The 25,699-nt window shown below is 54.9% G+C and carries 25 protein-coding genes and 1 pseudogene; 16 read left to right on the top strand and 10 right to left on the bottom strand.

The features are described from left to right. Positions 1 to 4: 4 nt before the first annotated feature. The 4 genes from pstA to HBA55_RS07685 all read left to right on the top strand — a co-directional run bounded on the left by pstA (position 5) and on the right by HBA55_RS07685 (position 3,416). Positions 5 to 1,306, top strand: coding sequence for a phosphate ABC transporter permease PstA (gene pstA, locus HBA55_RS07700; protein ID WP_166989058.1), 1,302 nt, complete (start codon positions 5 to 7; stop codon positions 1,304 to 1,306). Between the two features lie 191 nt (positions 1,307 to 1,497). Beyond that, entirely contained in the window at positions 1,498 to 2,244 is a 747-nt protein-coding gene (gene pstB / locus HBA55_RS07695) for a phosphate ABC transporter ATP-binding protein PstB (protein ID WP_206019662.1), read from the top strand. A gap of 15 nt (positions 2,245 to 2,259) precedes the next feature. Further along, positions 2,260 to 2,976, top strand: a complete 717-nt coding sequence (phoU, locus tag HBA55_RS07690; RefSeq protein ID WP_166989056.1) for a phosphate signaling complex protein PhoU — start codon at positions 2,260 to 2,262, stop codon at positions 2,974 to 2,976. 218 nt (positions 2,977 to 3,194) lie between these two features. Further along, positions 3,195 to 3,416 carry a hypothetical protein gene (locus tag HBA55_RS07685; protein WP_166989054.1) on the top strand — a complete coding sequence of 74 codons (222 nt, stop codon included), beginning with the start codon at positions 3,195 to 3,197 and terminating at the stop codon, positions 3,414 to 3,416. 55 nt (positions 3,417 to 3,471) lie between these two features. Here the strand turns inward: HBA55_RS07685 and HBA55_RS07680 are convergent, their stop codons facing one another. Continuing rightward, complete coding sequence (locus tag HBA55_RS07680; protein ID WP_166989052.1) at positions 3,472 to 4,758, bottom strand: M48 family metalloprotease; 1,287 nt, start codon at positions 4,756 to 4,758, stop codon at positions 3,472 to 3,474. Positions 4,759 to 4,822: 64 nt separating this feature from the next. Here HBA55_RS07680 and HBA55_RS07675 point away from each other — a divergent pair, with 64 nt between their 5' ends. The 4 genes from HBA55_RS07675 (at position 4,823) to HBA55_RS07660 (ending at position 7,810) form a co-directional block, all read left to right on the top strand. Next, a complete protein-coding gene (locus tag HBA55_RS07675; RefSeq protein ID WP_166989050.1) occupies positions 4,823 to 5,302 on the top strand; it encodes a DUF4265 domain-containing protein in 480 nt (159 codons plus the stop codon). Between the two features lie 138 nt (positions 5,303 to 5,440). Next, positions 5,441 to 6,217 carry a peroxide stress protein YaaA gene (gene yaaA, locus HBA55_RS07670; protein WP_166989048.1) on the top strand — a complete coding sequence of 259 codons (777 nt, stop codon included), beginning with the start codon at positions 5,441 to 5,443 and terminating at the stop codon, positions 6,215 to 6,217. A gap of 51 nt (positions 6,218 to 6,268) precedes the next feature. After that, entirely contained in the window at positions 6,269 to 7,168 is a 900-nt protein-coding gene (locus HBA55_RS07665; RefSeq protein WP_166989046.1) for a response regulator, read from the top strand. Between the two features lie 36 nt (positions 7,169 to 7,204). After that, positions 7,205 to 7,810 carry a DUF938 domain-containing protein gene (locus HBA55_RS07660; protein ID WP_166989044.1) on the top strand — a complete coding sequence of 202 codons (606 nt, stop codon included), beginning with the start codon at positions 7,205 to 7,207 and terminating at the stop codon, positions 7,808 to 7,810. On the opposite strand, the gene HBA55_RS07655 is transcribed toward HBA55_RS07660, so the two are convergent. Together HBA55_RS07655 and HBA55_RS07650 are read right to left on the bottom strand one after the other, a co-directional pair. After that, the gene (locus tag HBA55_RS07655) at positions 7,798 to 8,955 is read right to left on the bottom strand and encodes a GNAT family N-acetyltransferase (protein WP_166989042.1); all 1,158 of its coding nucleotides are present in this window, start codon (positions 8,953 to 8,955) and stop codon (positions 7,798 to 7,800) included. The two genes, HBA55_RS07660 and HBA55_RS07655, sit on opposite strands and share 13 nt — an antisense overlap. Further along, positions 8,952 to 9,872, bottom strand: coding sequence for an NAD-dependent epimerase/dehydratase family protein (locus HBA55_RS07650; RefSeq protein WP_166989040.1), 921 nt, complete (start codon positions 9,870 to 9,872; stop codon positions 8,952 to 8,954). The genes HBA55_RS07655 and HBA55_RS07650 overlap by 4 nt, the downstream gene beginning before the upstream one ends. Positions 9,873 to 9,985: 113 nt before the next feature. Between HBA55_RS07650 and HBA55_RS07645 the strand changes: the two genes are divergently transcribed. The 3 genes from HBA55_RS07645 to HBA55_RS07635 all read left to right on the top strand — a co-directional run bounded on the left by HBA55_RS07645 (position 9,986) and on the right by HBA55_RS07635 (position 14,600). Next, entirely contained in the window at positions 9,986 to 10,903 is a 918-nt protein-coding gene (locus HBA55_RS07645; RefSeq protein WP_166989037.1) for a hydrogen peroxide-inducible genes activator, read from the top strand. Then, entirely contained in the window at positions 10,903 to 13,017 is a 2,115-nt protein-coding gene (gene recG, locus HBA55_RS07640; protein WP_166989545.1) for an ATP-dependent DNA helicase RecG, read from the top strand. Before HBA55_RS07645 ends, recG begins: the two co-directional genes overlap by 1 nt. Positions 13,018 to 13,208: 191 nt before the next feature. Further along, positions 13,209 to 14,600: an HDOD domain-containing protein gene (locus tag HBA55_RS07635; protein ID WP_166989035.1), complete on the top strand. Its 1,392-nt coding sequence runs from the start codon at positions 13,209 to 13,211 to the stop codon at positions 14,598 to 14,600. 53 nt (positions 14,601 to 14,653) lie between these two features. Here the strand turns inward: HBA55_RS07635 and HBA55_RS07630 are convergent. Together HBA55_RS07630 and HBA55_RS07625 are read right to left on the bottom strand one after the other, a co-directional pair. Beyond that, positions 14,654 to 15,932: pseudogene (locus HBA55_RS07630) on the bottom strand (dicarboxylate/amino acid:cation symporter). 180 nt (positions 15,933 to 16,112) lie between these two features. Continuing rightward, entirely contained in the window at positions 16,113 to 16,385 is a 273-nt protein-coding gene (locus HBA55_RS07625; RefSeq protein WP_166989033.1) for an HU family DNA-binding protein, read from the bottom strand. Between the two features lie 122 nt (positions 16,386 to 16,507). Here HBA55_RS07625 and HBA55_RS07620 point away from each other — a divergent pair, with 122 nt between their 5' ends. The 4 genes from HBA55_RS07620 to phoR all read left to right on the top strand — a co-directional run bounded on the left by HBA55_RS07620 (position 16,508) and on the right by phoR (position 20,353). Next, the gene (locus HBA55_RS07620; RefSeq protein WP_166989031.1) at positions 16,508 to 17,155 is read left to right on the top strand and encodes a chorismate--pyruvate lyase family protein; all 648 of its coding nucleotides are present in this window, start codon (positions 16,508 to 16,510) and stop codon (positions 17,153 to 17,155) included. Beyond that, entirely contained in the window at positions 17,148 to 18,032 is an 885-nt protein-coding gene (gene ubiA, locus HBA55_RS07615) for a 4-hydroxybenzoate octaprenyltransferase (RefSeq protein ID WP_166989029.1), read from the top strand. The genes HBA55_RS07620 and ubiA overlap by 8 nt, the downstream gene beginning before the upstream one ends. Positions 18,033 to 18,173: 141 nt before the next feature. Further along, positions 18,174 to 18,881 (top strand): phosphate regulon transcriptional regulator PhoB, encoded by a 708-nt coding sequence (phoB, locus tag HBA55_RS07610; RefSeq protein WP_166989027.1) that lies wholly within the window; start codon positions 18,174 to 18,176, stop codon positions 18,879 to 18,881. Positions 18,882 to 19,024: 143 nt separating this feature from the next. Further along, on the top strand, positions 19,025 to 20,353 hold the full coding sequence (phoR, locus tag HBA55_RS07605) for a phosphate regulon sensor histidine kinase PhoR (protein WP_166989025.1): 1,329 nt from the start codon (positions 19,025 to 19,027) through the stop codon (positions 20,351 to 20,353). Between the two features lie 7 nt (positions 20,354 to 20,360). Here phoR and HBA55_RS07600 read toward each other — a convergent pair whose 3' ends face one another. The 5 genes from HBA55_RS07600 to HBA55_RS07580 form a co-directional block, all read right to left on the bottom strand. Then, positions 20,361 to 20,747 (bottom strand): RidA family protein, encoded by a 387-nt coding sequence (locus HBA55_RS07600; protein WP_166989023.1) that lies wholly within the window; start codon positions 20,745 to 20,747, stop codon positions 20,361 to 20,363. A gap of 12 nt (positions 20,748 to 20,759) precedes the next feature. Beyond that, entirely contained in the window at positions 20,760 to 22,877 is a 2,118-nt protein-coding gene (gene spoT, locus HBA55_RS07595) for a bifunctional GTP diphosphokinase/guanosine-3',5'-bis pyrophosphate 3'-pyrophosphohydrolase (RefSeq protein ID WP_166989021.1), read from the bottom strand. A 62-nt stretch (positions 22,878 to 22,939) separates the two neighbouring features. Then, positions 22,940 to 23,197 (bottom strand): DNA-directed RNA polymerase subunit omega, encoded by a 258-nt coding sequence (gene rpoZ, locus HBA55_RS07590; RefSeq protein WP_166989019.1) that lies wholly within the window; start codon positions 23,195 to 23,197, stop codon positions 22,940 to 22,942. Between the two features lie 82 nt (positions 23,198 to 23,279). Then, positions 23,280 to 23,897, bottom strand: a complete 618-nt coding sequence (gene gmk / locus HBA55_RS07585) for a guanylate kinase (protein ID WP_166989017.1) — start codon at positions 23,895 to 23,897, stop codon at positions 23,280 to 23,282. Between the two features lie 84 nt (positions 23,898 to 23,981). Continuing rightward, the gene (locus HBA55_RS07580; RefSeq protein WP_166989015.1) at positions 23,982 to 24,851 is read right to left on the bottom strand and encodes a YicC/YloC family endoribonuclease; all 870 of its coding nucleotides are present in this window, start codon (positions 24,849 to 24,851) and stop codon (positions 23,982 to 23,984) included. A 105-nt stretch (positions 24,852 to 24,956) separates the two neighbouring features. On the opposite strand from HBA55_RS07580, the gene rph reads away from it, so the two are divergent. Continuing rightward, positions 24,957 to 25,679, top strand: coding sequence for a ribonuclease PH (gene rph / locus HBA55_RS07575; RefSeq protein ID WP_166989013.1), 723 nt, complete (start codon positions 24,957 to 24,959; stop codon positions 25,677 to 25,679). The last annotated feature ends 20 nt before the right edge of the window (positions 25,680 to 25,699 follow it).

The following is a 25,699-nucleotide window of genomic DNA, read 5'->3' as shown; positions in this document are numbered from 1 at the left end:
GATCATGACTACTGAAACCTCGGGCCAAAAGCCCAACACCATCGACCTGGTCAACAAAAACCTGGCCAAACGCTATCGAGCGGAAAAACGCTTTCGTTTTTATGGCTTGGCCTCCATTGCATTTGGCGTACTTTGCCTAGTGTTCCTGTTTACCGACATTATCGGTAAGGGGCACAGTGCTTTTCTGCAGACCTACGTCAAGTTGAACGTGGACCTGAGCGCAGAAGCCCTGGACATCAGTGACATCAACGATCCGAACCAACTGGCCGGAGCCAATTATCAGGGCGTCCTCAAGGCTGCGTTGAGAGAGCGCTTCCCGGAAGTCTCCGGTCGTCGCACCAAACGCAAGCTCTACGGCACTGTCAGTAATGGCGCCGGCTTCGAGGTGCGTCAGATGGTGGAAGCCGATCCCAGCCTGATCGGACAAAAAATTGATGTCTGGGTGCATGCCGACGATGACATCGATACCTATTATAAAAGCCGGGCCGCCGACGGCAGTGGCGCTTATACCGGTCGCATGAGCGAGCAGCAGATCGGTTGGATCGAAGCTCTGATCGCCGACGGTGCCATCGAAAAGCGCTTTAATACCACCTTCTTTAACGCGGGTGATTCCCGCGAGCCGGAACAGGCAGGTATTCGCGGCGCCATTGTTGGTTCGCTGTTGACTCTGTTGGTGACGCTGGCTCTATCCTTCCCGATTGGTGTTGCGGCCGCGGTTTATCTGGAAGAGTACGCCAAGAAGAACAAGTTCACTGAGTTTATTGAGGTGAACATCAACAATCTGGCTGCCGTGCCTTCTATTATCTTTGGTCTGTTGGGCTTGGCCATTTTTATTAACTTCTTTGAGATGCCACGCTCGATTCCGCTGGTGGGTGGATTTGTACTGACGCTGATGACCCTGCCGACCATCATTATCTCCAGTCGCGCCGCCATCAAAGCGGTGCCTCCTTCTATTCGCGAAGCTGCTCTGGGTATCGGTGCCTCCAAGATGCAGGTGATTTTGCACCACGTATTGCCGCTGGCCATGCCCGGCATGCTGACCGGGGCGATTATCGGCATGGCCCAGGCACTGGGTGAAACTGCACCATTGCTGATGATTGGTATGGTGGCCTTTATTGTGGATGTACCGGGCGGCATTGCCGACCCGGCTACCGTGCTGCCGGTGCAGATTTTTCTGTGGTCGGACAGCCCGGAGCGAGCGTTTGTTGAGCGGACTTCCGCTGCAATCATGGTGCTGCTGGCATTTCTGATTACCATGAACGCCCTGGCGGTGTGGTTGCGCAAGCGCCTCGAAAGACGCTGGTAAGTAGGGCTGGTAATGCAACCGCCCAGAATCAAGAGACGAATTAACGGCCGAGAGGTGATACAGTGGAAGCCATAGCCGAGAAGAAAACAGACATAACTGAAAACCGGGAAATTGAAGTGACGGGTGAATCCGTAATTAAGGACGTTGAATCCATTGAGACAGTGGGGCTGCCCTTTGTCGACAATGCCAAAATGAGCATGCGCGATGTCAACGTTTTCTACGGTGACAAGCAAGCCATCTTTAACGTAGGCCTGGACATCGGCAAACATGAAGTGGTTGCGATGATCGGGCCTTCCGGTTGCGGTAAATCCACGTTTCTGCGTTGCCTGAACCGTATGAACGACACCATCGACATCTGTCGGGTTGACGGCAGTCTGCAGTTGGAAGGCCAGGACATCTATGATCCGAAGTTGGATGTTGTGCCTCTGCGCGCGCGGGTGGGCATGGTATTCCAGAAGCCCAACCCTTTCCCCAAATCCATTTACGACAATGTTGCGTACGGCCCTCGTGTTCATGGACTGGTGAGCCGCCGCTCTGAACTTGACGAAATCGTTGAGACCAGCCTGCAAAAAGCCGGTCTTTGGGAGGAAGTGAAGGATCGTTTGCAGGCTCCGGGAACCGGCTTGTCCGGTGGTCAGCAGCAGCGTCTGTGCATTGCCCGTACCATTGCTGTCAGCCCTGAAGTGATCCTCATGGACGAACCCTGTTCCGCACTCGATCCCATTGCCACGGCGAAAATCGAAGAACTGATTGCCGAGCTGAGCGAGAATTTCACCATTGCTATTGTGACCCACTCCATGCAGCAGGCTGCCCGTGTATCCAATCGTACTGCCTACTTCCATTTGGGCAAACTGATCGAAGTGAACGATACTGAAAAGGTATTCACCAACCCCGATCACGATTTGACAGAAGCCTATATCACCGGTCGCTTTGGTTAACAGGAGAAAGACGCCATGGACAAACTCAACCTTGATCAGCATATTTCCCAGCAGTTCAACGCCGATCTGGAAGAGCTGAAAACCCAGTTGCTGGAAATGGGTGGTGTGGTCGAGCAACAGACCATCAATGCAGTAAAAGCGATTACCACCGCCGACGGCGAATTGGCCGAGCAGGTTATCGTGGTTGAAGAGGAAGTGGACGAGCGCGAAATGAAGCTCGATGAAGCTTGCACCACGGTTCTGGCTCGCCGCCAACCCGCCGCCTCAGACCTGCGTATGGTATTGGCGGTAGCAAAGATTACCCGGGATCTGGAGCGAATGGGTGATGAAGCTCAAAAGATCGCCAAGATGTCTATCCATCTCAATGAAGATGGTGAGGCGCCGCGGGGTTATGTGGAGCTGCGCCACATTGGTTCCATCGTACATCAAATGGTGATTACCACTCTCGATGCTTTTGCCCGCTTTGATGTGGACACCGCCGTCAAAGTTGCCCAGGAAGACAAACGCGTGGATCAGGAATACAAAACAGCCATGCGTGAACTCGCCACCTATATGATGGAAGATCCACGTTCTATCTCTCGTGTGATGAACATTATCTGGGCGCTGCGCTCCCTGGAGCGTATTGGCGACCACGCTCGCAATATCGCGGAGCACGTGATCTATCTGGTGAAAGGGCTGGATGTTCGCCATATCAGCGTCAAGGAAATGAAGCGACAGCTGAAAGATAAATGATGGACTTGGGGCGCGGTCAAAACTGCGCCCCGCCAATCAGCGGGTCCATTTTCACCCTGATCGCCTTAGGGTTATTCAACCTTTGTTCTCCCCTGGCAGTACTAGATTGCCATGATTCCCAGACAAGACTTGGGAAGTGCCAATTCCCGTCGTATAATTCCCTGCGTCTTGGAGTGTCACAGCTATAAAGCAATCATTCTTATAATTACGGGTTATACATGACTAAATGGTTCCTAATTCTGCTGAGTGTCGGCCTGGTTGCCTGCGGCAATGACTCAGCCATTCGCAACATGGACGACTACGAACTGGCGCAGCGTTATGGTGAGTGTCTGGACCGTAAACCCACTGCGCCGGGCAAGGCCCAGGCCTGTGAAAACCTGCGCAAGGAATGCAAACGCCGCAAAGAAGAGCTGGGCTCTTTTGTGTGCCGGTCCTACTAAAGGCCGCTTTTATCAATAGAGAAGAGATAGGGCGGAATAACCGCCCCTTTCATTGTCATTGTTGCTGTGTGGCAGCTGGTGCCAACTGCTGCAGATATTCCTGGGAACGCTTACCCAGTTCCCCCCCGCCCTGAGCAGATTGCCTGAAATACACGACAGCGGAGTTCTTGTCTCCCTGTTCCAATTTGATTTCCCCCAGATAAAAAGCCGCGGCCTGAGTTGGCAGCATTTTGCTGCTCATGATCAAATCCTGTTCGGCGCGATCAACAAAACCCAAGGCTTTGGTTGCTACACCACGGCCCAGCAAGGGTAAGAAGTACTCTGGGTAGAGTTCATGGGCGCGTTTAAAGTGCTTAATCGCCTTATCATAGCGTTTGTTATGAAGCTCCAGCTGGCCGGCAGTCGCGTAGAACAGGGGCTCCCGGGGCTGCTTGTCTATGGCTTGTTGCAGCAGCTGTTGCGCCGCATCAAAGTTCTTTTCTGAAGCGGCCTTTTGGGCCTTCTGGTGTAATTCATAGGCAGGTTGATTGCGCGTCACCGTTGCCATGGCTCGCTGGTAGCGCTGGCGATGGCGTTCGCCCGGGGTCAGTTTTGAGGCCTTGACACGGTTGGCATCCACACGTTGCTGCGATGGCGGGTGACTGGCAAACAAGCCTTCCAGCCAGTTGCTCTGACGCCCTTCGGCAAGCCGGACAAAGGTCTGTTGCAACTCCACCGCCGCTTCCGGTTCATAACCAGCACGAGCCATATACAGCATGCCGTAATCGTCAGCCTGAAGCTCCTGATCGCGTCCGTAGCTGGCCTGGTACAAAGCCGAACCCAACTGTACGCCGGTACCCACCAGATCGCCGTAGCCACTATTGCGCCCGGCGGCCACGGCCAACTGCCCGCCGATGCCGATCAGCATGCTCTGGGTCATTTGTTGAGCACTGTGACGGGCAGCGGCGTGAACGATTTCATGTCCCAGAACCGCTGCCAGTTGGGCTTCATCCTCAAGATGAACCATGAGCCCGCGATTGATGGCGATCTTGCCGCCAGGCAGTGCCCAGGCATTGGGCACATCGTTATTGAGAACCACAAACTCATAGGGAAGATCGGGTTGATGACTGACGGCCGCAAGCTTTTGGCCCACTTCGGTGACATAGCGGCTCAGCTCCGGATCCAAGGTATAGATTCCGCCCTGGCTCTGTTGACTGGGGCCGTACTGGCGAGCGCCAATGGCCAGCTCCTGTGCGGGTGAAATGGCGCTAAATTCCGACTTTCCGGTAACCGGGTTGGTTGAACAGGCGGCTAACACCGACAGAGTCAGCATTAATCCACACAGGCGGATAATCTTCACCATACAAATCTCCATATCTGCAACAATTGCGTATAATGCGACCATTTTAACAATGAAGCGGAAACTTATGTCCAACGCATTGCAGGTAATTGAGCTCTTTGCCGGAATTGGCCCCGACGGTAAGCCCGTGGCCGAGCGTCTGCAGGTGATTATCCAGGAAGACAACAGCTGTCAGCTGGTCAAGTCACCGGCCTTTATCAAAGGCATCGCCAGTGGGGATGTGATCAAGCTGGAGAAAGGCAGCCAGGAATTTACGCTGCTCAAACGCAGTGGCAATTTGTCGATTCGCGTATTCTGCCGTGGCGACAGCGGAGAACTGGCTGATCGATTGACTCCGCCGCTGGAAAAACTGGGCGGTGAGCTGGACATTGAAACACCCCGTATGCTGGTTTACAGCATCCATGTCAGTTGTGGGTTTCAACAAATTGAAGAAATTCTCAACAGGGCGGTAAGTGATGATGTGGCTTGGGTGTATGGCAATGTATACGACCCGGCCGATGGCACGACCCCTCTCAATTGGTGGCAGGACATTCTCAAGCCGGAATAGCCCGAATTGCTGGGCAAACATGACTGTTGCGACTCTGAGCCCGGCGACAGCCCAGGGTCAACAATTAACCCCGAGTGATCTTAACCGCTCTGAATCCCAGAGCCCCGATGAACTTCCTCGCACAACGGAAACCAACCTATGCTTCTGGTCATTTCACCCGCCAAAAACCTGGACTACGATACTCCGAGCAAGACCAAGCAGCACACCCAGCCAGAATTGTTGGACGATGCCCAGCTGCTGATTAATGAATTACGTGATCTTGCGCCCCAGGAGATCTCTTCGCTGATGAGTATCAGCGATAAACTTGGCGTTCTTAATTATGATCGTTTTCAGGAGTGGCAGACCCCGTTTGATAGGGATAATGCCAAGCAGGCGGTACTGGCCTTTAATGGCGATGTGTACTCCGGGCTCGAAGCCACCAGCTTCAAAGCCGACGATTTCAAATTCGCCCAAAAGCATCTGCGTATCCTCTCGGGACTCTACGGTTTGCTTCGTCCCTTGGACTTGATGCAACCTTATCGCCTGGAAATGGGTACCAGGTTTGCCAACCAGAGAGGAAAAGACCTCTACAGTTTTTGGGATGACCGTATCACTGAGGCCCTGAACCGCCAGCTAAAGACTCTAAAGTCTGAAGTTCTGGTGAACTTGGCCTCCAACGAGTACTTTAAATCGGTGAAACCCAAATCCCTGAACGCCCAGGTGATTACTCCCGTTTTCAAGGACTGGAAAGGTGATAAATACAAAATCATCAGCTTCTATGCCAAGAAAGCGCGCGGCCTGATGTGCTCCTATGCCATTCGCAACCGCATCACCCAGGTCGAAGACCTGAAGGGCTTTGACAGCGAAGGCTACAGCTACAACGAGGCTATGTCCTCGGAGAAAGAGTGGGTATTTACACGCCAATTGGAAAGCTAACGCTTCCGGCTAAAGTTGGGTTACTCTTGGGAGAAACAATAGAGTAACCCTATGGCAATCCGATTCCTGGTTGTGGATGACGCAAGCTTTATCCGCGACATGGTCAAAAAACAGCTGCGAGACCGTATCCCCGGCTCCGAAATCTATGACGCCAATGATGGTCACAGAGCGATTGCACAGCTGAAAAAGCAGCGTGTGGATGTGATTCTCAGCGACTGGGAAATGCCCGGTATGAGCGGCGAAGAGCTGCTGCGCTGGGTGCGTGAGCAAGAGGCTTATAAAGACACACCTTTTATCATGGTCACCAGCCGAGGCGATCGTGACCATGTGGTCAAGGCAGTACAATCCGGCGTTTCTGACTTTATCACCAAGCCCTTCACCTCAGACGAGTTGGTGAAAAAGACCGTAAAGCAACTGGCGAAGATCGGCAAATCACCCAAGGATGCCATCAAGCTGGCCAGCAGTGGCGATCGCGTTGCTTTTGCTTCCGTTGACGTGCTCACCGGTGGGCAAGAGAGTAAACCACAGAAGAGCAATGGCCAGAGGGCTGGCGGCGCCGCAAGCAGCGACAGTGTTCAGGCTCTCACCAACCCCAAAGCCGCAGCCAAGCCCGAACCCAAGGCAGCCCCCAAGCCTCGAAAATCGGCCAAAACCACGGCTCAATTGCGTTTTCCCAATGGCACCTGCGCCTGTGTCGTGCGGGATATGTCACTACAGGCCTTGAGCGGGCTGATGCAACGGAGCGATACCCTGCCGACTCTGTTTGATCAGGCGGTGGTGGATATTGAGACCGGTGATGGTCAGGTAGCTCGGGTTAATGGCTATCTCAGCTCTATTGCCGCCGGCGAGAGTAAGGTGGATACCCAGATTATCAAGGTGACGGTTCGATTTGTGGATAACGATCCGGATAAGTTTGAAGCGCTTTCGAAATTTATTGCCAAAATCCGTTGATTCGACACTCGCCCTTTCAGTTTGACAGCCACAATTATGGACAAACCCTTTTCCCAGGCCTGTGAAAACAACAAGCAACCGATTCTACAGGTACTGCAATCGCTGTTGCCCCGAGCTACCAACGCCAGGGTTCTGGAGGTTGGCAGCGGCACTGGGCAGCACGCTGTATTTTTCGCGCAAGCTCTGTCCCATGTCACCTGGCAAACCAGTGACCTGCCCTACAATCATCCTGGCATTCTGAGTTGGCTGCGGGATTACCCGGGCAACAATCTACTGCCGCCACTGGTGCTGGATGTGTCTCAACCGCAGTGGCCCGCAGGCCCTTTCGATGCCATCTTTACCGCCAATACGCTGCATATCATGGCCTGGGAGCGAGTGCCTGATTTGCTGCGCGGTGCCGCCAGTGTATTGGTTGAGGGTGGTCTTCTGATTATCTATGGCCCGTTTAACTACAACGGTCAGTACACCAGTCCCAGCAACGCCCGCTTTGACCAGTGGCTGTTACAGCAATCCCCCGATAGCGCCATCCGCGACTTTGAGGCAGTACGTGACACAGCCTCGGGCCTGGGGCTGGCGGTTCAACAAGACATTGCCATGCCGGCCAACAATCGGATATTGGTGTTCCACCGTCAGTCCGACTGACGAAATGGCAGATAGCTGGCACAGTCTTCCCGGTAGTCGTTAATGCCGGGGGTCTCTCTGTGTAGAAAATCCTCGATGGCGGCAGAGAATCTGGGGTCGGCGATCCAATGCTGAGACCAGGTCAGCGTCGGTTCAAAGCCCCGCTGAATTTTGTGTTCGCCCTGGGCGCCGGGATCAAAGCGGCAGAGACCCTTCTCTATGGCAAACTCGATGCCCTGGTAATAGCAGGCCTCAAAGTGCAGGCCGGGCACCTCTTCCAAACAACCCCAGTAGCGGCCGTAAAGGCTGTTCTCGTCAAACAGGCACAGAGCGCTGGCGATTCTTTCCCCCTTTAATGCGGCGGTGACCATAAGCACTTGTTCCCCCAGATTGGCAGCCAGGGCCTGAAAGAATTCCCGGTTGAGATAACCAGTACCGCCGCTGCGCTTGAGATAGGTGGTGTGGTAGTGCAAATAGAACTGGTCCCAGTCCTCTTTGGTGATGGCTTTGCCCACCAGTCGATCCAACTGAATATGGTAATCACGGACCTGCTGGCGCTCGCGACGAACGGCCTTGCGTTTGCGGGAATTAAAGTGACCGAGGAAGTCCGCAAAGTCGGCATAGCCACGGTTAACCCAATGAAATTGGCAACCGCGACGTTCCAGGGTCACCTGATCATTCCAAAAGGGACGATCTTCCTCCCGGTGAAACAGACAGTGCCAGCTGCTGATCCCCTGCTCCTGACAATGGTGATTGAGGAATTCGCTAATGTGCTGATAGACCTCGGAGGCATCAACGTGATTGGCGATACCAATACGGGCACCCGTGGCCGGCGTAAAGGGAATGGCACTCAGCAACTTGGGGTAATAGTCCAAACCGTTGCGGCGGTAGGCGTCCGCCCAGGCCCAGTCGAACACATACTCACCATAGGAGTGAAACTTCAAATACAGTGGCATGGCAGCTACCACCTTATCACCCCGTCGCAACAACAGATGCTGGGGTTTCCAGCCACTTTCTTGGCTGGTACAGCCGCTGTCTTCCAGTGCGGCGAAAAACCCATGCCTGTGGAAAGGACTATTGTCGGGCCAAAGCTCGTCCCAATCTGATGCAGAAATATCGTGGATGGAATTCAACAATGCGACTTTATAGAAGTGCTGCTCTGTCATGACTGATGGGCTGCCTTTCGTTGCTCGATAACTTGTTGATACCCTTCTCTATAGCTGGGATACGAGAATCGGAATCCACTGTCGAGCAGCCGCTGGTTCCGACAGCGCTTTCCGGTGACTTGATCTGATGTTGGCTGAGTTGTGTTCACACCCTCAGGCTGCATTTGACGGCCGATCCATTGGTGTACCTCATGGGTTGGGGTAGGCTCCATATCACTGGCCAGGTACAGATTGTCCAGCGTGCATCCCGCTCGATGACTCTCGATCAGGTGCGCCAACACACGTGCGCAGTCGTCGGCGTGAATCCGATTGCTGTAAGCTGTCGAGTTCGTAGCTGTGCGTCCACCCTGCTCACGCAATTGAGACTCGACCAGGCGCAGTGTGCGTTCCCTGCCAGGGCCGTAGATACCGGAAAAGCGTACTATGACGGACTGACAGGGCATGCTGGCAGCCAGGGATTCTGCCTCAAGCAGTCGACGGGCGGCATAGCCGCCAGCTCCGGTTTTGCTGTGTTCATCCACCCATTGCCCCTGGTCCTGTGGATAAACCCGGGTGCTGGATACATACAACAGTAATCGAGGGGCTTGCCGGTGTTTCCAGAGCTCCAGCAGATTCTGCAGACTCTCCACATAAGCCTGTCGATAACCTTCATCACTGCGTTCAGAGGGTGTCATTGTAACCACCACCACTTGCACTTCTTCGGGTATGGCATCGAGCAGCTGCCCGGGATCACAGATGTCAGCCTGGTTTATCAGCAGATTCTGCGGTCTTTGGTTTAGCAGTGAAGCAGGGATTGAGCGCCGAATTCCAGTGATCGCATAGCGCTCAACATCGAGCAGCCTGGCCAACCTCAGGCCCAGATCTCCGCAACCCAGAATGGCAACGGGGCTGATTAATGGCGATGGTGACGATTTCAAAGATTTACCTCTCTAATCCGACAAACTTATCAATTACTTGCTATCTAATAGTTCTCGTCAATGAAAGCTCTGTGCCACAATAAGGATGTCATTCACTGGCATGGATTTCCCCAATGACACTAACAGAACTTCGATACATTGTGACCTTGGCTCAGGAACAGCATTTTGGCCGTGCTGCCGAACGCTGTTTTGTTTCGCAGCCGACATTGAGCATCGCGGTAAAAAAGCTCGAAGACGAATTGGGGGTTGCCCTGTTTGAGCGCTCCAAAAGCCGGGTTCAGTCCACACCCCTGGGTGAGCAGATTATTGCACAGGCCCAGCAGGTGCTTGAACAGACCGCCGCTATCAAAGAAATGGCGAGTGCGGGTAAGGATCAATTGAGCAGCCCACTGAATGTGGGGGCGATATTTACGATCGGACCGTTTCTGTTTCCGCACTTTATCCCCCAATTGCAGGAACTGGCTCCCAGCATGTCCCTCTATGTGGAGGAAGGATACACCGCCACTTTGCGTCAGCGGCTGCGCAAAGGTGAGCTCGATGCCATTCTTGTGGCCTTGCCGTTTACCGAACCTGACGTTGTCACCCAGCCGCTCTACGACGAACCCTTTGTGGTGCTGATGGAACGCAGTCATCCCCTCGCCAGCCAAAGAGCTATTGCACCGGAAGATCTCGACGGCCATGACGTGCTGTTGCTGGGTGACGGTCACTGTTTTCGAGACCAGGTGCTGGAAGCTGTCCCCAACCTGCAGCCCAGCCTTGAAAACCACAGCCAAACGCACACCCGTACCGCTGCAGAGGGCAGTTCGCTGGATACACTCAAGCATATGGTTGCCTCAGGCCTGGGTATCACCATTTTACCTATGTCTGCGGCGGTAGCCCCGCTTTATGCCCCCAATGTTCTGGTGACCCGACCATTCGCGGACCCTTCTCCACAACGTACAGTTGCACTGGCATGGCGTGCCAGCTTCCCCCGCCACAAGGCCATTGACGTGTTGCGTCAGGCGATTAACCAGTGCCAGATCAATCACTGATGAACAGCGGGCTTAAGTCGGGCGGTTCAGCCCGGCAGCAGCGGCCTTGTCTGTCCCAGGTGGAGGTGACGGCACTTAAGGGCGTCGGTAAGCAACTGGCACAAAAGCTCGGTCGCTTGCAGATCCACACCGTGCAGGATCTGTTGTTCCACCTCCCTCTACGATACATGGATCGCACCCGGGTTACTCCGATTGGTGCGGTTGCGCCCCTGGCCAATGTGGTTATTGAGGGAGAAATCAAAGCCTGCGATGTGGTGTACGGCAAGCGTCGCAGCCTGATGTGTCGCCTGCAGGATGGTACCGGCACCATTACCTTGCGATTTTTTCACTTTTCCGGCGCTCAAAAAAAGCGTCTGCAACCGGGGGTCAAACTGCGTTGCTTCGGTGAAAGCCGGCGTGGGGCTTCGGGGCTTGAGCTCTACCATCCGGAATACGATTATCTTGACGCTGACCAGCCGATAGCCCTTGAGGCCCGGTTAACACCGGTCTACCCAGCCACCGATGGAGTTACCCAACAACGCCTGCGCAGCCTCACGGAGCAAGCTCTGGCGCTGATCGATGACTACTCCCTGCAGGAGCTGATTCCCGACGATGCCTGGCGCAGGCAGCCCTATCCCCTGCGCGAAGCCCTGGAGTATCTGCACCATCCGCCGAAGGAAGCGCCTATCGACAAGCTACTCGAAGGTACGCACCCGTTTCAGCAACGTCTGGCATTTGAGGAGCTGCTGGCGCACCATCTCAGCATGTTAAGAATTCGCCAGCGGATTCAAGCGGCAGGTGCAACGGCATTGGCACCGGTACCGGATCTGCAGCGCCGCTTTCTGCAACAGCTCGGTTTTTCATTGACGGGTGCCCAGGCCAGAGTCAGTGCCGAAATCAGTGCCGATCTGTCGCGACCCGTGCCTATGCTCAGACTGGTGCAGGGCGATGTCGGGTCCGGCAAGACAGTAGTGGCCGCCCTGGCTGCAATACAAGCCGTGGGCAATGGTATGCAGGCGGCGATTATGGCCCCGACCGAGATACTGGCGGAGCAACATCGGGCCAGTTTTACCCGCTGGTTGGAACCTCTTGGAATCTCTGTTGGCTGGTTGAGTGGAAAACAAAAAGCCACCGAGCGTCGTGAACAATTGACAGCCATCGAATCCGGCGAGGTGCAGGTAGTGGTAGGCACCCATGCCCTGTTTCAGGAGGAGGTGCGCTTTTCTCATCTGGGGCTGACCATTATCGATGAGCAACACCGATTTGGTGTTGATCAGCGCCTGGCGTTGCGTAACAAAGCCAGCGACGGTGGCCGTTCTCATCAGTTGATCATGACGGCCACGCCCATTCCCCGCACCCTGGCGATGAGCGTGTATGCCGATTTGGATTGCTCTGTGATCAACGAGTTGCCACCGGGGCGTACACCGGTGAAAACTGTTGCCATTAGCCAGGAGCGCCGGCAACAGGTGATTGAGCGCGTCCATGCCGCCTGTCAGGAGGGCCGGCAAGCCTATTGGGTCTGTACGCTGATTGAAGAATCCGAGGTGCTGGAGGCTCAGGCGGCAGAAGCCGTCACTGATGCCCTGCGAAACCTGTTACCCGATGTGGGTATCGGTCTGGTGCATGGGCGCATGAAAGCAGCTGAAAAAGACCAGCAAATGCGAGCGTTCAAAACCGGTGAACTGCAACTTTTGGTTGCGACCACGGTGATCGAGGTCGGGGTGGATGTGCCCAATGCCAGTCTGATGATTATCGAGAATCCCGAGAGGTTGGGTTTGGCTCAGCTGCATCAGCTGCGAGGGCGGGTGGGTCGTGGCAGCGCAGAGAGTCACTGTGTGTTGCTGCATGGTGCTCCGCTTTCGAACCAGGGGCGTGAACGCTTGACGGCCATGCGTGAAACCAGTGATGGTTTTGTCATTGCCGAGAAAGACCTTCAACTGCGGGGACCGGGTGAGGTGCTGGGCACGCGCCAAACCGGAGAAGTCCAATTTAGGCTGGCCGATCTGCAGCGGGATGGACACTTGTTGCCGCGAATAAAAGAAGTGGCGTCGTACATCCTAACAAGTCATTCGGATGTAGTAGATGCCTTGATTCTGCGATGGTTAGGCGATAGTGAAAACTATGCCAGTGTGTGATATTAATGTCCGCTGTGACTCGGTAGGGTCAGTACGATTAGCTACACTTGAAAGCGATACGAAGTAGTATGCTGTGTCGCCTTTTAACGAAGGGCCGGCCGTGTGTTAGTGAGCCATTTAGGATGATCATTTCAAGCTGACAGGTGGTCTGACGCCCCTTCACTTGGAAGGCGCTTTAGAGGAGAAAAGTTTTGCCAGTTCCGGCCAGTGTTAAACAGCTGCTGGAGAAACAGAATGTTGACTATTCCGTTTCTGCGGCAGATGAAAGCCATGAAAGTCTGCTCCATGAGCAGCGCATGAGAATAGCCGGGGCGGCGAAGTCTCTGATCATGCAGGATGGCCAGGGACGTGTACAGGTCGTCACGCCCGCTAACTGCATGCTAGATATCGACCTGGCGAACCAGCAAATGGGGCGCACTCTTCGGCCCACTACCCGTCTGGAGCTGCGCGGTTTTTTTGATAAACATCAGCTGGCCAGTGTTCCGGCACTGCCGAAGCTGGCGGGGATGGAAACCCTGGTCGACAGCCGCTTGATGGAACAGGAAACCGTATTGCTGGATTCCGGTGCCGGTGATCTGATTGAGGTGGCCAAAGCAGATTTCGCCACCATGGTTGCCGGTGCCAAGGTGGCTGATGTCTGTATTCCCTTGCCGCAACTGGAAGCCAACTTTCAAGCCTCCGGAAGCGACGAGGAAGACATCCTCGACGCGGTCAAGAACTTTACCACCCTGCGTATCAAGCAGCGACTGGAGGAGACTCTCGAACTCCCCCCACTGCCGGAAACGGCACAGCGTATTATCAAACTGCGGGTCGATCCCAACGCCGATATCAGTGATCTGGCTAATATTGTGGAAACTGACCCCAGTCTCGCGGCCCAGGTGGTGAGCTGGGCGGCATCTCCCTATTACTCAGCGCCGGGAAAAATCAAATCCATCCACGATGCCATAGTGCGCGTGCTGGGTTTTGACATGGTGCTGAACCTGGCTTTGGGTCTGGCGCTTGGTAAAACCATGAGCATGCCCAAAGACGGGCCGGCAGGCGCCACCCCCTACTGGCAACAGGCGGTGTACACGGCGGCTACCGTTGAAGGTTTGGTCACCGCCATTCCGCGGGAAAACCGTCCGGGTTTTGGTATGGCCTATCTGTCAGGTCTGCTGCACAACTTTGGTTGGCTGGTATTGGCTGAGGTGTTCCCGCCTCATTTCAGCACCATATGTCGCTATATGGAGGCCAACACACAGGTGCCGGCTCACTTGATTGAGCAGCATGTATTGGGGGTTACCCGCGAGCAGTTGTCCAGCTGGTTGATGCGACTCTGGAATATGCCTGAAGAGGTGGTTGTAGCCCTGCGCCAGCAGAGTAATGCACAGTGCGACATGGAGTACGGAGAGTATGCCAAGCTACTGTTCGTAGCTCAGCGGCTGCTGCAACAGCGGGGTATTGGCCAGGGGCCTCAGCTGGAGATCCCTCTGGAGGTCTATCACCAGCTGCATTTGGACCCCGAAAAGGCCCAGCAAACGGTAGATAATATTCTTGAGTCGTCGGACGACCTCGACAATATCGCTCACCAGCTCAACGGCTGAGCATTAATACCGCCCGGCGTTTGCGCCGGGCGGCTGTCAGACTGGTTTAACCTCTATTCCTGCGCAGTTCTGGTGGACACTACGTTGCCACCCTTGCCCTCATTCTCATCACTATCGTCTCGATGGAAGGTATCGGAGTCCCACAGTTGTTCGCTCTTGGCCACGCTCAAGGTGACCATGGAATCTCCGGTGACATTGACAGCCGTACGGATCATGTCCAGCAGTCGATCCACACCGATAATCAGCGCAATCCCTTCGACAGGCAGTCCCACCTGTTGTAACACCATCGCCAGGGTAATCAGGCCAACACCGGGTACACCGGCGGTACCCACAGAGGCCAGGGTCGCGGTGAGAATAACCGTCATATAACCACCCAGACCGATATCGATCTGATACGCCTGGGCGATAAAGGCGGTGGCAACCCCCTGCATGATGGCGGTGCCGTCCATATTGATGGTGGCTCCCAGAGGAATGGTAAATGAGGCCACGCGATTGTCGATACCCAGTTTTTCCTCGGCGGTGCGCAGAGTAACGGGCAGAGTGGCGCTGCTGGAGGAGGTACTGAAGGCGAACATCATGACCGGGGAAGAACCGTTTGATGCTCAGACCGGTGAGAACTTTCAGCATGCTGGCGTATACGCCGAAACAGTGCAGTGCCAGGGCCAGTACCACCGTGCCGAAATACAGTCCCAACTCGATAATGGCGCTGGCGCCGAGGCCGGCAAACAGTTTGGCCAGCAGGCAGAACACCCCAAACGGTGCCAGCTCCATGAGGATACCCACCATCTTCATGATGATTTCGTTCATATCCTCAAACCAGACCCGCACCCGCTGCCCGGCTTCGCCTGAACGGGACACCGCAATGCCCATCAGCAGTGAAAACACGATCACCTGCAGCATGTTGCCTTCGGCCATAGCCTGGACCGGGTTGCTGGGGAAGATATCCACAATCACGTCTTTCAGAGAAGGCGCGGCCTTGGCAGCAAATGTGCTGGCTTCCCCGAGGCCAATCCCATCGCCGGGACGAATCATTGTGCCCAGCAGCAGAGCAATGGTAATGGCCACCGCCGTCGTGAACATATAAAGTGCCAGCGTTTTCCCCGCCATGGCGCCCATACGGGAGTTGCTGCCGAGGCTGCTGGCACCGCAGACCAAAGAGACAAACACCAGGGGTACGACCAGCAGCTTCAGGGATGCTACAAAAATGCGCCCTATGGCGTCGAATACGCCGACGACGATGAAGTCATCCAGCCAGTGATTGAACGTTGCCCCCAGCAGACCACTGCTGGCGCTCAGATTGATCAAAATACCGACACCCAGGCCGGCCACCATGGCAATCAGGATTCGTGCGGTAAGGCTCATCGGAACACCCAATCCTTGTAGTTAAAACTATTGCGACTAAAACGAAAGCTTATAAACCAAAAAACGAAAGCCTTCGCTTTCGTTCTGCTGGAATGCTGCTTGTTTTGACCTTTTGGCCGGGTAAGATATCCCCGGTGAAGGATCAACGTCTTAATTTACTGCGTCTTTCAGCGCTTTACCGGGCTTGAAACCCACAGAGTTACTGGCCGGGATCTCAATAGTTTCACCCGTCTTGGGGCTGCGGCCGGTGCGGGCTGCGCGGTGGCGTTGGGAAAAGGAGCCAAAACCGATCAGGCTGACGGTGTCCTCGCGGCTCAAGGCATTGGTGATTTCATCGAGAATGGCGGAAACCACATCGTTGGCCTTGTCTTTCGGCAAATCCGCGGTATCAGCTACTGCTTCTACCAAATCGCTCTTATGCATAGCTAAATCCTTATTTGTAGGGTGATTTTTGTTATTATCGCGACGCATTAAATCAATTGGCATTCGGGCGGTAAAGTCTTTATTGCCGCAAACGACCGAAATTGTCGAACTTGTTGGAATATATGTCCTCCAGTAGCTGCCCCAACTTTCAACTCGATCAATGGTACCCGGCAACCGCACTGACGCCTGCACCTCCGCAACTGCATCAATGGCTCAGTGACGGCGGTTCTCTGACGGCTCGCCTTGTCGCTCACAGTCAGGGGCAGTTCGCAGTTCAGGTATTAAGCCAGCGCTGGGGCCGGTGCCACTTATCGGAAGCCAATGCCCTGGGTATTGCCCCCAGGGCCCGGGTGTTAGTACGAGAAGTGATTTTGCGGGGCAAGGGTCAGCCCTGGGTGTACGCGCGAAGTATCCTGCCTTGGCAGTCGCTGACTGGCCCATTGCGCAGACTTCGACGGTTTGACGCCCAGCCACTGGGTGGCTGGCTGTTTCGTCAGCCCAGCCTGCAGCGCCATCCAATGCAGGCATCCTGTTTTGCTCCTGGAGATAAGCGCCTGGGGCGTGCACTTAAGGAGCAGTTGTCGGAGTGGCCATTAACAAAACCGCTTTGGGGGCGCCGATCCGTGTTTTCCGTCTATGGCAAACCGCTGTTAGTGGGCGAAGTCTTTCTACCTGATTTTGTGGCAACATTGGCCCCAAAAGACCCACCGCCCCAACTGGAGCTTTATGTTCCATCAACATCCCAAGAAGAAGACTGCCACTATGCCTGACGCCGGATTCCAAGCCAGATTTCGGGAAAACCTGCCCCATTATTGGCAACTGATGCGATTTCACCGCCCGATTGGCACTTTATTGCTCCTGTGGCCAACATTGTGGGGGCTCTGGTTCGCCGCAGAAGGGGTTCCCAGGCTCGATATTCTGATCATCTTTGTATTGGGGGTGGTACTGATGCGGGCGGCAGGCTGTGTCATTAACGACTATGCCGACAGGAAAGTGGATGGCTTTGTCAAACGGACTCAGGATCGACCCCTGGCAACCGGCAAGATATCCCCTAAAGCGGCACTTAGACTGTTTGCCGGTCTGTGTCTGGTGTCCTTTGGCCTGGTTTTACTCACCAACAGCCTGACGGTCGTGTTGTCTTTCGGAGCCCTCGCTCTGGCTGCCTGTTATCCGTTTATGAAACGCTATACCCACCTGCCCCAGCTGGTGCTGGGAGCGGCCTTTTCCTGGAGTATTCCCATGGCCTTTGCCGCTCAAAATGGAGAGGTGCGACATGAGGCCTGGTTATTGTTTGTTGCAGCGGTTGTCTGGACGGTGGTCTACGATACCTTCTATGCCATGGTAGATCGCGATGATGACCTCCGAATCGGAGTAAAATCCACCGCCATTCTGTTTGGTGAACAGGACCGTCTGATCACCGGTTGCCTGCAATTACTGACCCTGATAACGCTGGTCATGGTGGGCGACCGTTTTGATATGGGTTTTTTTTATGACCTTGGTCTGATAGCGGCAACCGCACTGTTTATTTATCAGCAATTTCTTATCCGATTACGTCAACGGGACGACTGCTTCAAAGCATTTCTCAATAATAATTGGGTGGGTATGGTCATTTTTATAGGTATTTTGGTCGATTACGCCGTGAGCTGATGTCCTTTCCGGGACTGGTTTTTAGGTTCTGTTGACTGCTTTTTGGTCCAAGTGGGCCTTTCTTGGTCTATAGTCTGTCACAAAACATTCACGAAAGTGTTATTAAATGCGGTCATCGAGAAAACAGCAAAGGCAGAAACGATGCCCCAGAAAACGATACTGATAGTCGACGATGAGGCCCCAATCCGCGACATGTTGCGCGTGGCGTTGGAGATGGCCGATTATCACTGCATGGAAGCCAAAGACGCTCAGCAAGCTCACAGCCTGATCGTTGATCGTAGACCGGATCTGGTGCTCCTGGATTGGATGCTCCCCGGAACCAGCGGCATCGAATTGGCCCGCCGTCTCAAGCGCGACGACGTCACCTCGCAGGTGCCCATTATCATGCTCACGGCCAAGGGTGAGGAAGATAACAAGGTTCAGGGCCTGGAGGTCGGTGCGGATGACTATATTACCAAGCCCTTTTCTCCCAGGGAGCTGGTTGCGCGGCTGAAGGCCGTTCTGCGGCGCACGGATACCCTGGCGGAGAGTGCTCCCATCACCGTGGAGGGGCTCACCCTGGACCCCATCAGCCATCGCGTTACCATTAATGATGAGCCGGTACAGATGGGTCCCACCGAGTATCGCCTGCTGGAGTTCTTCCTCACCCACCAGGAGCGCGTCTACACCCGCAGCCAGCTGCTGGATCACGTCTGGGGCGGCAACGTCTATGTCGAGGAACGTACCGTGGATGTGCACATTCGACGTCTTCGCAAAGCATTGCAGCTTGATGAGCACGACCGTTTTGTCCAAACTGTGCGCGGCGCCGGATACCGCTTTTCCGTCAAGGTAACTGCCAAAGAGAGCTGAGCTGTTCAGCGGGCAAGACCATAGACCAATAGCCAGCCGTCGCTAAATATTGAATACTGCCCGGTAGCCCTGCGCCCGCCGGGCTTTTCTTATCTTGATCTGACGGATTCTCGCTAAGATCCTCGCTATATAGGACAGAGGCTTTGAATAGAGGCTTTGCTGCCGAGATACGCCGAGTGGTGGTGTTTACCCTGCTCTGCACGCTGTTCGGCTTGATGAATGGCTACCTCACCTGGACCCTGATTATTGGCGGAGCCGTTTACATGGTGTGGATGCTCTACCAGATCCATCGCCTGGACGTGTGGCTGCGCCAATCCCGCTTTCGCCAGCCCCCAGACGCCAGCGGTATCTGGGGCGATGTATTCGATAGCATCACTCGCCTGCAGAAGCGCCAGCAACGGGAGAAAAACCTGTTACAGTCTGTGGTGAGGCGTGGCCAGGAAACCACCGCAGCGCTGCGTGACGGTATTATCCTGTTGGACAATAAAGGCAATATCGAATGGTTTAACGAGGCGGCCAAGCAGCTGCTCAGTCTGCGCAAGCAAGACCAGGGACATGCCCTGGTGAACTACATCCGTCACCCCGGCTTTATCCAATTTATGGAGAAAGGCGATTTTAGCGAATCGCTGGATCTACCAGCGCCCCGCTCCGAAGACACCCGCCTGCAATATCAGGTGACCTCTTTTGGCCAGGGTGAGTGCCTGGTCATCGTTCGGGATGTGACGCGTCTCTATAAACTCGAACTCATGCGCAAGGACTTTGTTGCCAACGTCTCTCACGAGCTGCGAACTCCCCTGACCGTGATTCGCGGTTACGTCGAGACCCTGGGTATGAGCCCGGATTTACCTGACAACTGGCGGCGGGCACTGCAGCAGATGGAGCAGCAGAGCCTGCGTATGACAGCACTGATAAACGACCTGATCGCGTTGTCCAAGCTGGAGACTGACGACAATGGCGGTAATCACCGGGCGCTGGCCTTGCAGCCACTGTTGCAAATGATCACCAACGACGCCGTGGCCTTATCCGGTAACCGCGATCATCAGTTTGCCCTGCAGTGCCCCGATGATCTGGAGGTGCTTGGCAGCGAAAAAGAGCTGCACAGCGCTTTTTCCAATTTGGTGTTTAACGCCGTTAAGTATTCACCGGATAACACCGAAGTATCGATCAAGGTTAAACAAACCTCGCAAACACTGGAGGTGGCGATCAAAGACCAGGGAGAGGGTATCGACCCGGTGCATTTGCCTCGTTTGACCGAGCGGTTTTATCGGGTGGATAGCAGTCGCCAAAGTGAAAGTGGCGGTACCGGCCTGGGCCTGGCCATTGTCAAACACGTGCTGCTAAGACACGGAGCCAAACTGGAGATTAAAAGCCAGATTGGCCAGGGCAGTACGTTTACCTGTGTCTTTCCTGCCAATCGTATCGCTGAGGCGCCGGCGCGAAGACGCAATCCGGCGTTGGACGTCTCACCTTGAAAGAGTACTAGAGCACCATCACCCCGTCAGCTTCCACCATGGCTCCCTTGGGCAATTGTTTTACGCCAACGGCAGCACGCGCGGGGTAAGGCTCTTCAAAGTATTGAGCCATCACCTCGTTAACGATGGGGAAGTTGCTCAGATCCTCCAGGAATATCCCCAATTTGACGATATCGCCCAATGAGCCGCCAGCGGCTTCACAGACAGCGCTCAGGTTCTTGAACATCTGATGTGCCTGCGCGGCAAAATCCCCGTCCACCAGCTCCATGGTCTCAGGGTCCAGCGGAATCTGGCCGGACAAATACACCGTATTGTTGACTTTCACGGCTTGGGAATAGGTGCCGATAGCGGCGGGCGCGTTTTCGGTGCTGATGATAGCCTTATTGGTGGTCATGGCGAAGCTTCCTTAATTCTTGCTGCGGCTGATCTTGATAACCGCACTGAGCAATTTCAGGCGGCGGATGATGTTGGCCAGGTGCACCCGGTTGTGCACGCCGACGCAGAATTTGATGACGGAGTTGTGAGCATCCCGTTCGTCCACGTTGATTTGTTCAATATTGCCACCCAGCTCCGAAATTCGTGTTGCCAGACTGGCAATAATGCCTCTCTCGGATTCCACCTCGACCCGCAGGTCTGCCAGAAACTCTCCGGTGACAGTGGGCGCCCAGTTTACGGAGCTGATCTTTTCCGGATTGTCCCTCAGATCCGCAATATTGCGACAGGTATCGCGATGGACGACAAGCCCCTTACCGGCACTGATATGGCCCAGGATCGGATCTCCGGGAATGGGCCGGCAACAGCGTGCAAAACTGATCATCAAGCCGTCGGTGGAGTCGATCATCAGAGGTGAATAGATATTGGCGCTACCTGCGCTCGATTGGCCCTCAGCCACCAGAATTTTGGCCACTGCCTGGGCGATACGGTTGCCGAGGCCGATATCCTCCAACAATGCATCCAGGGTTGAACAGTTGGTTGCGCTGAGCAGCTGTTCGGTTTGTTCCTCTGACAGTTGGCTCAGGTCGACACCCTCGTCATTCAGGGCTCGGGATAGCATGCGGCGACCCAACTCAATGGACTCGTGATGACGCTGGTTCTTCAAAAAGTGTCTGATACCGCTGCGTGCCCTGCCAGAGGTCACGAAGTTGAGCCAGTTGGGATTAGGCTGAGCGCCGGGGGATGTCACAATGTGGATTTTCTGCCCGCTCTTGAGAGGTTGGGACAAGGGCGCCAGGCGGTCGTTAATACGACAGGCGACGCACTGGTGACCCACATCGGTGTGTACGGCGTAGGCGAAGTCAACGGGTGTGGCTCCCGCCGGCAGCTCCACAATACGCCCCTTGGGGGTGAACACATAGACTTCGTCCGGGAACAGGTCGACCTTAACGTTCTCGATAAACTCCATGGAGTCGCCGGCCCGTTGCTGCATCTCCAGCAGGCCCTGAATCCACTGCCGGGCTCTGGCGTGGGTACCGGTGGGCAGCTCGTCGCCCCCATCGGACTTATAGAGCCAGTGAGCGGCAATGCCTGAATTGGCCATCTCGTCCATTTCTTTGGTGCGTATCTGCACCTCAATGGGAACCCCGTGCATACCCACTAAAACTGTGTGCAGGGACTGGTATCCATTGGCCTTGGGAATGGCGATGTAGTCTTTAAACTCGCTGATAACGGGTTTGTACAGGTTGTGTACGGCACCCAGAGCCCGATAGCAGGTATCCACGCTGTCGACGATGATGCGAAACGCGTAGACGTCCATGATTTCTTTAAAGGACTTCTTTTTGTTGCGCATCTTCAGGTAGATGCTGTAGAGGTGTTTTTCCCGACCGATCACCAGGGAGTTGATGTTCTCTCTCTCCAGACGCAGCTCTATGGCGTTCTGAATCTTCTCCACCAGCTCTTTGCGGTTACCGCGTGCTGTCTTCAGTGCAGTCTGCAAGCGCTCACTGCGAAGTGGATGCATGGCGGCAAAACCGCGATTTTCCAATTCCAGGCGGATGTTATTCATACCCAGTCGCTGTGCGATGGGGGCATAAATTTCCAGGGTTTCCTTGGCGATGCGGCGTTTTTTCTCGGGCTTCAAAGGCCCCAGTGTGCGCATGTTGTGGAGTCGGTCGGCCAGCTTAACCAGAATGACGCGAATATCCTTGGCCATGGCCAGGGCCATTTTCTGAAAGTTTTCAGCCTGTTTCTGGGCTTGGGTTTCAAACTCAAACTGGGTCAGCTTACTGACGCCATCCACCAGATCTGCCACCGCTTCGCCGAACTGCTCGGACAGAGCCTCTTTGGAAATGGTGGTATCTTCAATGACATCATGGAGCATGGCAGCCATCAGGCTTTGATGGTCCATATGCATGCCGGCCAGGATATTGGCAACTTCCAGGGGGTGGGTGACGTAGGGTTCACCGCTGCGGCGCTTCTGGCCGTCGTGAGCTTGTTCGGCGTAGTAGTACGCGCGCTTGACGCGGTTAATCTGCTGGGGTTCGAGGTAGGAGGAGAGCCGGTGGCCCAAAGACTCAAGTGTCTGCATCGGAGTCCTGTTCGGTGGTTATCCTGAGGGGGACAACCCGCCTGGAGCCCCCTCAGTGACGGTTACAGCTGCGGCGCGCTTTCGTCGATGACCAGTTCTTGAAAGTCATCCTGCTCTTCTTTCTGGTTCAGGATGCTGGCGTCCACGAAGCCCTCTTCAATTTCGCGCAGGGCAATAACCGTGGGTTTGTCGTTTTCTTCCTCGACAAACGGGTCCTTGCCCTCAACGGCGATCTGGCGGGCGCGCTTGCTGCTTACCAAAACCAGTTCGAAGCGGTTATCAACGTGATCGAGACAATCTTCAACAGTAATACGTGCCATTTGTGTGCCTTACAAGTTCATTACTTTAGCCAGTTTAGACCCTGGCCCGCAAAAAGTCGGCCAGTGTACGCAAATCGATCAATCAGGACAATAGCTCGGACAATAATTGTTGGTGTCGTTGCTGTTGTCGGTCCAATGTCAGGCGCTGACTGACGAGAATCGCCTTGAGTTCGTCCAAAGCCGTGTCGAAATCGTCATTGATGACGATAAATTGCCCCTCGACATAGTGGGACATCTCGCTGATCGCCTCTTTCATGCGGGCATCAATAATACTGGTGTCGTCCTGACCGCGTCCGGTCAGGCGCCGTACCAGCTCCTGACGCGATGGCGGCAGTATAAACAGGCTCACGGTGTCGCCAATGAGCTTGCGCACCTGCTCGGCACCTTGCCAGTCGATTTCAAGAATCACATCAACACCGCTGTTGAGCGTGTCTTCCACCCACTGGGTAGAGGTGCCATAGAGGTTGCCGAACACCTCGGCGTGCTCAAGAAAGGCATTGTCGTCAACCATCGACGTGAAGGTGTCGCGATCCACGAAGTGATAATTCACACCGTCTAGCTCACCGGGTCTCATGGTGCGGGTCGTATGCGATACGGATACCCGGACACTGTCCATGGATTCAATCAGCGCTTTGACCAGGCTGGTCTTGCCGGCGCCGGAGGGGGCGGAAACGGTATATAAAGTACCTCGAGAACTCATGCAAAGGCCCTGAAGCTGGAATATTGTCTATAGAAAGAGTTTCATAAGAATTAAAGGGTAATGGCCGGTGTGGGGTATGCCGAGTCATTCGATGTTCTGAATCTGCTCTCGCATTTGCTCAATCAACACCTTGAGCTCCACCGCCGCCTGCGTAGTATCGCTGACAATGGACTTGGAGGACAGAGTATTGGCCTCGCGATTGAGTTCCTGCATCAGAAAGTCGAGCCGGCGACCGACGCTGCCTTTTTGCGACAGTGCCCGTCGAACCTCCGAGACGTGGGTGTCGAGGCGATCCAACTCCTCGTCCACATCGACCTTCTGGGCGAGATACACCATCTCCTGCTCCAATCTGTCCTGATCGAGCTCGGCTTTGAGGCTCTCGAGCTTTTCCAGAATGCGCTCGCGCTGGCCATTGAGAATGTCCGGTAGCTTGGCGCGTACCTGTACCACCTGCTGAGCAATGCCATCGAGGCGCTGTTCGATCAGTTGCTTCAGCTCGGCACCTTCTCTGGAACGGTGTTCGATAAGAGTTTCCACCGTTTTGTCGAACAGCGCCAAAGCCTGTTTGAAAAGCTCTTCACGATCCACCTGGCTATCAGCCAGCACACCCGGCCAGCGCAGCAACTCCAGAGGGCTTACCGGGGCCGGATTACTCATATGGGGGCGGATATCATCGAGCGCTTTAGAGAGCTGAGCCACCAGCGCCTGGTTGACACTGAGGCCACCCGCTCCGTCCGCATCGCCGAGTTGATAATTAAAAGAAACCTCAACTTTCCCCCGAGACAGTTTCTTGCGCAGCTTTTCCCTCAGTGCCGGCTCCAGCTCCCGCACCAGCTCCGGCAGCCTGAAGTGAGGCTCCAGAAAGCGATGGTTCACGCTGCGGATTTCCCACGTCAGCGAGCCCCATGGAAATTTGGCTTCCTGCCGGGCAAAGCCAGTCATACTGCAAGGCATAGTGTTTCCTTATTCTCTGGAAGTATTCAGCTGGCGCAATAGTATCACAGACCCTTGGCGGGTTCGGCTATAATGCCGGCTATTTGCGCATTAGGAATAGACACCATGCAACGACCCAGTGGCCGCAGCGCCGACAGCCTGCGAGACATTCGCATTACCCGCCAATTCACCCGCCATGCCGAAGGCTCTGTACTGGTGGAGTTTGGAGACACCAAGGTGATTTGTACCGCTAGCGTGGAGGAAGGGGTACCCCGTTTTATGCGTGGCGAGGGGCGTGGTTGGGTAACGGCTGAATACGGCATGTTGCCTCGCTCCACCGGGACTCGTATGGACCGGGAGGCGGCCCGTGGCAAGCAAGGGGGGCGCACGGTGGAAATTCAGCGTCTGATCGGCCGTTCTCTGCGTGCGGCTGTGGATATGGAAGCCCTTGGAGAAAACACTATTCGCATAGATTGTGATGTGATCCAGGCCGATGGCGGAACCCGCACCGCCTCAATCACCGGTGCCTGTGTGGCCCTGGCGGATGCCATCAACTACTTAAAACAGGCCGGCAAAGTCTCTGGTGAGCCCCTGCAGCGCATGATTGCCTCGGTATCGGTGGGCATCTATGAAGCTACCCCAGTGCTGGATCTGGATTATCCGGAAGACTCCAATGCCGACACTGACATGAATATCGTGATGGGCGATGATGGCGGCATCATAGAGATTCAGGGCACGGCAGAGGCCGAACCCTTTACGGAAGCGGAATTTAGCGCCATGCTGTTACTGGCAAAGAAGGGTATTTCTGAACTCACCCGCCTGCAAAAAGAGGCCCTCGCCGAGGGCTGATATACAGGGCAACCAGTTCA

Origin of the sequence: Pseudomaricurvus alkylphenolicus (assembly GCF_011683955.1) — a bacterium.
GTDB lineage: Bacteria > Pseudomonadota > Gammaproteobacteria > Pseudomonadales > Cellvibrionaceae > Pseudomaricurvus > Pseudomaricurvus alkylphenolicus.
The sequence above is the reverse complement of the archived record's forward strand: the minus strand, read 5'-3'. Positions and strand labels throughout refer to the sequence as shown.

What these genes read in the sequence shown, in the direction of transcription:
- pstA (WP_166989058.1), top strand. Translation starts at nt 5, where the DNA reads ATGACTACTGAAACCTCGGGCCAAAAGCCCAACACCATCGACCTGGTC.
- pstB (WP_206019662.1), top strand. Translation starts at nt 1,498, where the DNA reads ATGAGCATGCGCGATGTCAACGTTTTCTACGGTGACAAGCAAGCCATC.
- phoU (WP_166989056.1), top strand. Translation starts at nt 2,260, where the DNA reads ATGGACAAACTCAACCTTGATCAGCATATTTCCCAGCAGTTCAACGCC.
- HBA55_RS07685 (WP_166989054.1), top strand. Translation starts at nt 3,195, where the DNA reads ATGACTAAATGGTTCCTAATTCTGCTGAGTGTCGGCCTGGTTGCCTGC.
- HBA55_RS07680 (WP_166989052.1), bottom strand. Translation starts at nt 4,758, where the DNA reads ATGGTGAAGATTATCCGCCTGTGTGGATTAATGCTGACTCTGTCGGTG.
- HBA55_RS07675 (WP_166989050.1), top strand. Translation starts at nt 4,823, where the DNA reads ATGTCCAACGCATTGCAGGTAATTGAGCTCTTTGCCGGAATTGGCCCC.
- yaaA (WP_166989048.1), top strand. Translation starts at nt 5,441, where the DNA reads ATGCTTCTGGTCATTTCACCCGCCAAAAACCTGGACTACGATACTCCG.
- HBA55_RS07665 (WP_166989046.1), top strand. Translation starts at nt 6,269, where the DNA reads ATGGCAATCCGATTCCTGGTTGTGGATGACGCAAGCTTTATCCGCGAC.
- HBA55_RS07660 (WP_166989044.1), top strand. Translation starts at nt 7,205, where the DNA reads ATGGACAAACCCTTTTCCCAGGCCTGTGAAAACAACAAGCAACCGATT.
- HBA55_RS07655 (WP_166989042.1), bottom strand. Translation starts at nt 8,955, where the DNA reads ATGACAGAGCAGCACTTCTATAAAGTCGCATTGTTGAATTCCATCCAC.
- HBA55_RS07645 (WP_166989037.1), top strand. Translation starts at nt 9,986, where the DNA reads ATGACACTAACAGAACTTCGATACATTGTGACCTTGGCTCAGGAACAG.
- recG (WP_166989545.1), top strand. Translation starts at nt 10,903, where the DNA reads ATGAACAGCGGGCTTAAGTCGGGCGGTTCAGCCCGGCAGCAGCGGCCT.
- HBA55_RS07625 (WP_166989033.1), bottom strand. Translation starts at nt 16,385, where the DNA reads ATGCATAAGAGCGATTTGGTAGAAGCAGTAGCTGATACCGCGGATTTG.
- HBA55_RS07620 (WP_166989031.1), top strand. Translation starts at nt 16,508, where the DNA reads ATGTCCTCCAGTAGCTGCCCCAACTTTCAACTCGATCAATGGTACCCG.
- ubiA (WP_166989029.1), top strand. Translation starts at nt 17,148, where the DNA reads ATGCCTGACGCCGGATTCCAAGCCAGATTTCGGGAAAACCTGCCCCAT.
- phoB (WP_166989027.1), top strand. Translation starts at nt 18,174, where the DNA reads ATGCCCCAGAAAACGATACTGATAGTCGACGATGAGGCCCCAATCCGC.
- HBA55_RS07600 (WP_166989023.1), bottom strand. Translation starts at nt 20,747, where the DNA reads ATGACCACCAATAAGGCTATCATCAGCACCGAAAACGCGCCCGCCGCT.
- spoT (WP_166989021.1), bottom strand. Translation starts at nt 22,877, where the DNA reads ATGCAGACACTTGAGTCTTTGGGCCACCGGCTCTCCTCCTACCTCGAA.
- rpoZ (WP_166989019.1), bottom strand. Translation starts at nt 23,197, where the DNA reads ATGGCACGTATTACTGTTGAAGATTGTCTCGATCACGTTGATAACCGC.
- gmk (WP_166989017.1), bottom strand. Translation starts at nt 23,897, where the DNA reads ATGAGTTCTCGAGGTACTTTATATACCGTTTCCGCCCCCTCCGGCGCC.
- HBA55_RS07580 (WP_166989015.1), bottom strand. Translation starts at nt 24,851, where the DNA reads ATGCCTTGCAGTATGACTGGCTTTGCCCGGCAGGAAGCCAAATTTCCA.
- rph (WP_166989013.1), top strand. Translation starts at nt 24,957, where the DNA reads ATGCAACGACCCAGTGGCCGCAGCGCCGACAGCCTGCGAGACATTCGC.